The 5,938-nt window shown below is 60.7% G+C and carries 7 protein-coding genes and 2 pseudogenes; 5 read left to right on the top strand and 4 right to left on the bottom strand.

The window, feature by feature from the left end; translation table 11 throughout:
• Positions 1-452 precede the first annotated feature (452 nt).
• Positions 453-686: pseudogene (locus EOA29_RS22270) on the bottom strand (hypothetical protein); the annotation flags it as partial.
• Between the two features lie 146 nt (positions 687-832).
• Entirely contained in the window at positions 833-1,003 is a 171-nt protein-coding gene (locus EOA29_RS41590) for a hypothetical protein (RefSeq protein WP_189478957.1), read from the bottom strand.
• 370 nt (positions 1,004-1,373) lie between these two features.
• Between EOA29_RS41590 and EOA29_RS22280 the strand changes: the two genes are divergently transcribed.
• The gene (locus EOA29_RS22280; RefSeq protein ID WP_126095077.1) at positions 1,374-2,300 is read left to right on the top strand and encodes a patatin-like phospholipase family protein; all 927 of its coding nucleotides are present in this window, start codon (positions 1,374-1,376) and stop codon (positions 2,298-2,300) included.
• A gap of 166 nt (positions 2,301-2,466) precedes the next feature.
• Here EOA29_RS22280 and EOA29_RS44055 read toward each other — a convergent pair whose 3' ends face one another.
• On the bottom strand, positions 2,467-2,652 hold the full coding sequence (locus tag EOA29_RS44055; RefSeq protein ID WP_189478958.1) for a hypothetical protein: 186 nt from the start codon (positions 2,650-2,652) through the stop codon (positions 2,467-2,469).
• A gap of 77 nt (positions 2,653-2,729) precedes the next feature.
• Between EOA29_RS44055 and EOA29_RS22290 the strand changes: the two genes are divergently transcribed.
• The 4 genes and pseudogenes from EOA29_RS22290 (at position 2,730) to EOA29_RS22305 (ending at position 4,887) form a co-directional block, all read left to right on the top strand.
• Positions 2,730-3,452, top strand: coding sequence for a DUF899 family protein (locus EOA29_RS22290; protein WP_126095078.1), 723 nt, complete (start codon positions 2,730-2,732; stop codon positions 3,450-3,452).
• A gap of 74 nt (positions 3,453-3,526) precedes the next feature.
• Complete coding sequence (locus EOA29_RS22295; protein WP_126095079.1) at positions 3,527-3,892, top strand: VOC family protein; 366 nt, start codon at positions 3,527-3,529, stop codon at positions 3,890-3,892.
• 63 nt (positions 3,893-3,955) lie between these two features.
• Positions 3,956-4,073: pseudogene (locus tag EOA29_RS43160) on the top strand (VOC family protein); the annotation flags it as partial.
• A gap of 64 nt (positions 4,074-4,137) precedes the next feature.
• Positions 4,138-4,887, top strand: coding sequence for a sulfite exporter TauE/SafE family protein (locus tag EOA29_RS22305; protein WP_127221546.1), 750 nt, complete (start codon positions 4,138-4,140; stop codon positions 4,885-4,887).
• A gap of 501 nt (positions 4,888-5,388) precedes the next feature.
• Here EOA29_RS22305 and EOA29_RS22310 read toward each other — a convergent pair.
• Positions 5,389-5,938 (bottom strand): FCD domain-containing protein (locus EOA29_RS22310; protein ID WP_127221548.1); only part of this gene is annotated, 550 nt, incomplete at its 5' end.

The raw sequence follows: 5,938 nt of genomic DNA on the forward strand, positions 1-5,938 counted from the left end.
AGAAATGGTGCATGCGGCTGACGCCGAAGGACTGGCAACCATTGCCCGACGTCTACCGGCTCGAGCGGGAGCGTGGCAGCAGGAAGCGCTCAATCGCTGGAGGGCAGAAGTGAGCGCGCCGCACTTTGATCCGTTTGATAGAAAGCGGTGATCTGAAGCCGAGCCGAGTTTTGTCATAACTTGGGGCCGCTTGGATTTGCGGACGATCAGAAAGTCAAAACGAAGGAGCCAATACAGGATATGTCCGCTTTCCGGAGCTGTTCAAACTTGCTTGAGCGTCCGAAATTGGGCGCCAAGCTGCCTGTGGCCTCTGCAATAGCGATGACCGCTTTTGGTGAATGGGCGGGATCGTAGGAAAGACTGCCATGAGGCGCAAACCACCCGTTTTCAAATCGATCTCGCTGTCGCACACGCCCGATAAGTGGCGGGGCCGAAGCCCCGCCCTCGGCGGCTCATCCGAGAGCCGCCATCTGCAGCTCGGCCGCCTTCCGGTCGACCGTCTTGCCAGGATTCTCGATCGCGCGCTCGAAGGGCTTCCAGGCCTCGCCGACGACCTGCTCGTATGCGGTGACGGCACCCTCCGCGGCCATGCGCAAGGCGTGGGACTGGAGCGCCATGTCGGCGGCGAACTCTCGCTTGCGCTGGGCGGCGCTGTCGAAGCCGACGGGTCCATCGACATCTTCATCTGCCAATCCAACGACCACATGCTGACGTGTCACCGCCACAACCACGATTGCCGCAATGGTCGCCTTGCGTGATCGCCGCCGCTAGCCACGTCGAGCGTATCCGGCGTCCCACCGAATAGCGGCACCGCAAGACTCGCTCGCGCATGTCAGTCGTTTTTGCCGTGCCGATCGAGGTTTCTGACGATCGCCTGATCCTGGCGCACCAGCTTCCTTGTGAAGGACGCCGAGATCAAATGCGGTGAGCGCGACAACGAGGCCGAGAAAGGCCAGCCAGAACCAGGCAGGCGTGCCAAGCCAGTCGAAAAGAAAAAATCCATGGTATCGCTCCTCTTGATCACTGATGATCGGAGCGATCGTACGTGCCTGTTGCGTCGAGTGCCGGACTGTCAAGGCATCGGATCGTTCCGATGCGGTCCGACATCACGGAGCTTCACCAGCGTCCGCCAGAGGGGCCCGATCCGCAACCTGCCAATTAGTCATGGGTGCGGGTCGGATCAACGGCAATCACGGATTTTTCCAGTGAATGTATGCGGCGCGTCGGCGCAAAGTTTTCGCCACCGGCTGTCGATGGCATTGCCCATCAAGCAAGAAATTCCTGGCAAACGCGCTTGACTCCGATTGTGACCAGCCGGAGCCTCCCTTTCAAACGCTGAGAATAGGTTAGATTGCACGGCGAGGGCTTAATAGATGGCTCCCCACAAAATAGGTTTGGCACTCGGAGGCGGCGCGGCGCGCGGCTGGTCGCACATTGGCGTCATCGAAGCACTGCTCGAAGCCGGTATCGAGCCGATGGCCATCGCCGGCACCTCCATGGGAGCGCTGGTGGGCGGGGCCTTTGCGGCCGGCAGGTTCGACGTTTTGCGCAGATGGGCCGAAGCAGTGGATCGACGTACGATCATGTCGCTTCTCGACATCAGTCTCAAAAGGGGCGGCCTCATCGAGGGACAGCGGGTCCAGAACCTCTTGGAGGAATTGGGAATAGACCAGCCGATCGAATCCTTTTCTGTCGCCTTCGTGGCGATCGCAACTGACCTAGCCGACGGGCGCGAGATCTGGTTGGAGAAAGGATCAGTTGCTGGAGCAATACGGGCCTCCATCTCCATGCCGGGTATTCTCAGCCCGGTGCTGTTCGACGATCGGTGGCTCGTCGATGGAGGGCTGGTCAACCAAGTTCCAGTCTCTGCCTGCCGCGCGCTCGGTGCGGACTTTATCATCGCCGTTAGTGTCAGCGAGGGCCTTCTCGGGCGGCGGAGGGAGAAGCTGCGCGCTGGTCTCGGCATCGACGGGGAGGCCGTACGTGCGGCGCGGGTAGCTCAGCTGCTGGGCCAGATACCAGCCGCCATGCGCAACCCTGCAGAACGCATCTTGCCCTACCTCGTAAAGGGCGATCCCCAATCCCCCGGCTATTTCGACGTACTCGTCAACGCGCTTAATATCATGCAGGAGAGGATCACCCGCTCGCGCTTAGCCGGCGAGCCGCCGCACGTGCTGATCGCTCCAGCTGTTACCTCGATCAACCTTATGGATTTCGACCGAGCGAAAGAAGCCATTGATGCTGGGCGTGCCGCAGCCGAAAAGCTGATTGATACGATTAGGGACAAGCTGTCGCGCTAAAGAACGCCTGGTCGAGCATCAATCGACATAAAACGCCGCCAAATGTGAAGCGCTGCTGGACAATTATGCCAACAGGCTGGTCACTGAACCTGGGCACGATCGCCGGCACGACCATCCGCATGCACTTCACCTTCTTGGTTCTGCTGGTCTGGATCTGGCTCATGCACTACCAGATCGGCGGCCCGCAGGCGGCGTGCAAGCCGGTGTCTTCATACTTGCCGTCTTCGCCCGCGTCTCTACCGGCATCGCCGCCGCCGGCCTCCAACCCGCATCGGGGCGAGAACGTTGATCTGGACGGCGATTCCTTCGACCACATCAATAGGGGAGCTTCGACATCGGTATCGAGCGCCATCCATCGGCCGCGGCAACGATCCAGGCGGAACCCTAAGGCGGGTAGCCAGTTAGAGTGGTTTGAATTGGGAGAAGGTCATGGCCGACGGCACCGCTCTGCAACCCGCCACTGCAATCGCTCACAAGAACCGCGCCCGCCAGCCGAACGAGAGCGCCGAGTACCGCAAGGCGCGCGAGGCCCTGCTGGCCGAGGAGATCGAACTCAATCGCCACATTGCGCGTGTAGCCGCCCAGCGTCGCGCCTTGCCGCCTGGCGGTGAGGTGAAAGGCGACTATCAGTTCATGGGCGAAGCCAGCAGCGTGGCCGGCGCCAATCCCGTCGGCTTCGAGGCGCTCTTCGGCGATAAGGACACCCTGTTCGTCTACAACTGGATGTACGGTCCCAAGCGCCAGCGCCCTTGCCCCATGTGCACCGCGCTCTTGAGCTGCCTGGACGGCAACGCCGACCACCTCCGCCAGCGGATCGCCCTCGCGGTCGTAGGCCTTTCGGCCATCGAGCGTCAGATCGCCTTCAAGGTGGAGCGCGGCTGGAAGAACCTGCCGCTCTATGCCGACCTCAACGGCAATTTCAGCCGGGACTACCACGCCATCATGGACGATGGGACCGACACGGCCGCCGAGAACGTCTTCACCCGGCGCGACGGCACCATCCGGCACTTCTGGGGCGCGGAGCTCGGTTTCGAGTCAGCCGATCCGGGCAAGGACCCGACAACCGAGCCGGACCTGATGATGCTATGGAATGTCCTGGACTGGACGCCGGGGGGCCGCGGGACCGACTGGTACCCGAAGATCACCTACTAAACGGTCAGGCGCGGCCGGCCTTTAGAAGGAACTGAATATACCATCGCGGGTTATCGGAGACGGAAGGAGTTTGAATGATTTCCGTCCGATATATCGTTGCCGACGTCGACGAAGCGGTCGAGTTCTATCAAGACAATCTCGATTTCAAGGTCGACAAGCACAATCCGGGCAAGTTCGCCGCGCTGTTGCGCGACGAATTCACGCTATATCTCAGCGCCCCAGGCGCGGGAAGCGGTGGTCAGGCGGGCGGCGATCCGAGGCCTGGCGGGTGGAACCGGTTTATGATCGTCACGAAGGAGCTCGACGTTCTGATTGAGCGGTTGCGCCGGGCTCATGCACGATTCCGCGGCGATATAAGCGACGGCGGCGCCGGTCGCGCCATCTTGATCGAAGATCCTTCGGGCAACGTCATCGAGCTATTCGAGTTCAAGAAGGACTGAAGCTAGCGTACCGGTACGCTGGCGTTAGCATTCATCCCCAGCATTCGCGCGAGCAATCCAGGTAGGCGAGCGAATTGCTGTTTCCGAAACGAGATCGTGGAAGGGCATCGGGGGAAACCAGATCCTGCTCGAGGACCCCTCCGGAAATCCGATCGAGCTGTTTCCGCGAGCCGGCCGCTGAAGGCCGTTGCCGGTCGAACTTCGAAGACAATTCGCACGAGCCAGACAGGTGAGCGGAGGGTCGGATGGTCGAGTATATTCTCCTTGTGGTGTCAGGCTTCGTTGCCTGGATCGTATCGACAGTCGGTGGTGGTGGCGGAGAATTGCTCCTCGTCCCACTAGTGGGTTTCATCGCCGGAGCACAGGCGGTGGCTCCGGTGACGACACTGGCCACGATGGTAGCGGGCGGCGGTCGGGCATTCGTGTTCTGGAGAGACATCGAGTGGTCGGTGGTCAAATGCGGGCTTCCGGGTGCCCTCATCGGCGGATTCCTCGGTGCGGTTCTGTTCTCCACGGCCCCTGCGGAGTGGCTGCAGATCGTCGTCGGCCTCTTCCTAATTTCAACGGTTCTACAGTACCGCTTCGGCCGGAAGCAGCGGACCTTTGACGTTGCGAAGTGGTGGTTCTTTCCAGCTGAACTGGTAACCGGATTCCTAGACGGGTTGATCGGCGCCGTAGGTTCGGTCATGAACACGCTCTACCTCAATGCCGGCATTACAAAAGAACGTATGGTCGGCACTAAGACAGCAGTTTCCTTGCCGACCCATCTCGTGAAGATCGGCACCTATACGACACTGGATGCCATGACTGGCAATATGTGGCTTCTTGGCTTAGCTGCCGGCGCCGGCGCCCTGGCCTCGAACTGGCTCGCTAAGCGGCTCCTCCGAAATATGCCGGAGATGCGGTTCCGAGCGATTGTCGTGGGTTTCATGGCTCTTAGTGGCGCGGTCATGATCTGGCAGCAGCGCGACTCCATCGTTTCACTGTTCGGATGAAGCGCCAGGGCTCGTGCCAATTTGCGGCGTTCTATCGCCGGCAAAAGCGACCTGTGGCGCTTATGCGCTCTGGGCAGCGGTCCGCGGGGCGATCAGCTGCCTGCTGCGTACGCCTTTGAAACATAAGAGAAATTGTGGCGCACCCGACAGGATGAAACTGGGAACTCCGTTGTTTGTGCTATATAAATTCTAACTTTCTGCCGGTCAGGCGGGCAAAATTAGATTAGCGAAACGAACGTGAAGCCCTCCATTGGGCGCAAGCTGCCGTCGAAATCGGACCCGCGTACGCCGCCATCCATAGTCCAGCGGGGTTGTCCAGACTCTCTGGCCCCACGATCATATCGCTGGGCGGGTGGAGAGCCGTCCACCGCATCAGAAGCGGAACGTCCCCTTCCGGACGGTTAAGCTGGAAAGCCGACGGCACCGAGCACAAGGCCGTCGTTCAAGATCATGCGTAGACTTGTTTTCCACACTGGGGCTTCTTGAGGTAAGCTCCAGTGCTCAGGTGAGCCCGGTCGTGACGATCTGCGTTGTCGTCCACATATGCGATGCTATCGCCGCGCAGGCGCGGGCCACATCGCGAGCGATGACCGCATCCGCGATGTTTCTATGCTCTTGCGCCACATCGCGTTCGGCTCTGGCGAGCGGCACCGAGAGCTGACGGTAGCGCTCGCTTTGATCGTAAAGCTGCCCACGAATCCGAAGCAGCCAGCGGTTGTCGCAGGCTGACACCAAAGCACGGTGAAATTCACGATGCGCCTTGACCCAGCGCTGATCCAGAACGGCAGGGTCATCGGGCATCGTATACGGCGTGTGGCTGAGACGGTGGAGGGCAGCCACGATGTCCGTCTCCCACTCGAGCCCGCCTTTCTCGATCGCCAGCTTGAGACACTCCTGCTCGATGCGGACGCGGGCATCGGTCAATTCTGCGAGGTCTTCCGGAGACACGTCCGAGACCGTGTATCCACGCTGCGCCCTGGCGTCGACAAGGCCCTCGGCCGAGAGTTTCGACAGGGCTTCGCGGACAGCGCCCAACCTCACATCATACTTC

The sequence above is a fragment of the Mesorhizobium sp. M1E.F.Ca.ET.063.01.1.1 genome (genome assembly GCF_003998155.1).
Taxonomy (GTDB): Bacteria; Pseudomonadota; Alphaproteobacteria; order Rhizobiales; family Rhizobiaceae; genus Mesorhizobium.

What these genes read in the sequence shown, in the direction of transcription:
- EOA29_RS44055 (WP_189478958.1), bottom strand. Translation starts at nt 2,652, where the DNA reads ATGGCGCTCGATACCGATGTCGAAGCTCCCCTATTGATGTGGTCGAAG.
- EOA29_RS22290 (WP_126095078.1), top strand. Translation starts at nt 2,730, where the DNA reads ATGGCCGACGGCACCGCTCTGCAACCCGCCACTGCAATCGCTCACAAG.
- EOA29_RS22280 (WP_126095077.1), top strand. Translation starts at nt 1,374, where the DNA reads ATGGCTCCCCACAAAATAGGTTTGGCACTCGGAGGCGGCGCGGCGCGC.
- EOA29_RS22295 (WP_126095079.1), top strand. Translation starts at nt 3,527, where the DNA reads ATGATTTCCGTCCGATATATCGTTGCCGACGTCGACGAAGCGGTCGAG.
- EOA29_RS22305 (WP_127221546.1), top strand. Translation starts at nt 4,138, where the DNA reads ATGGTCGAGTATATTCTCCTTGTGGTGTCAGGCTTCGTTGCCTGGATC.
- EOA29_RS41590 (WP_189478957.1), bottom strand. Translation starts at nt 1,003, where the DNA reads ATGGATTTTTTCTTTTCGACTGGCTTGGCACGCCTGCCTGGTTCTGGC.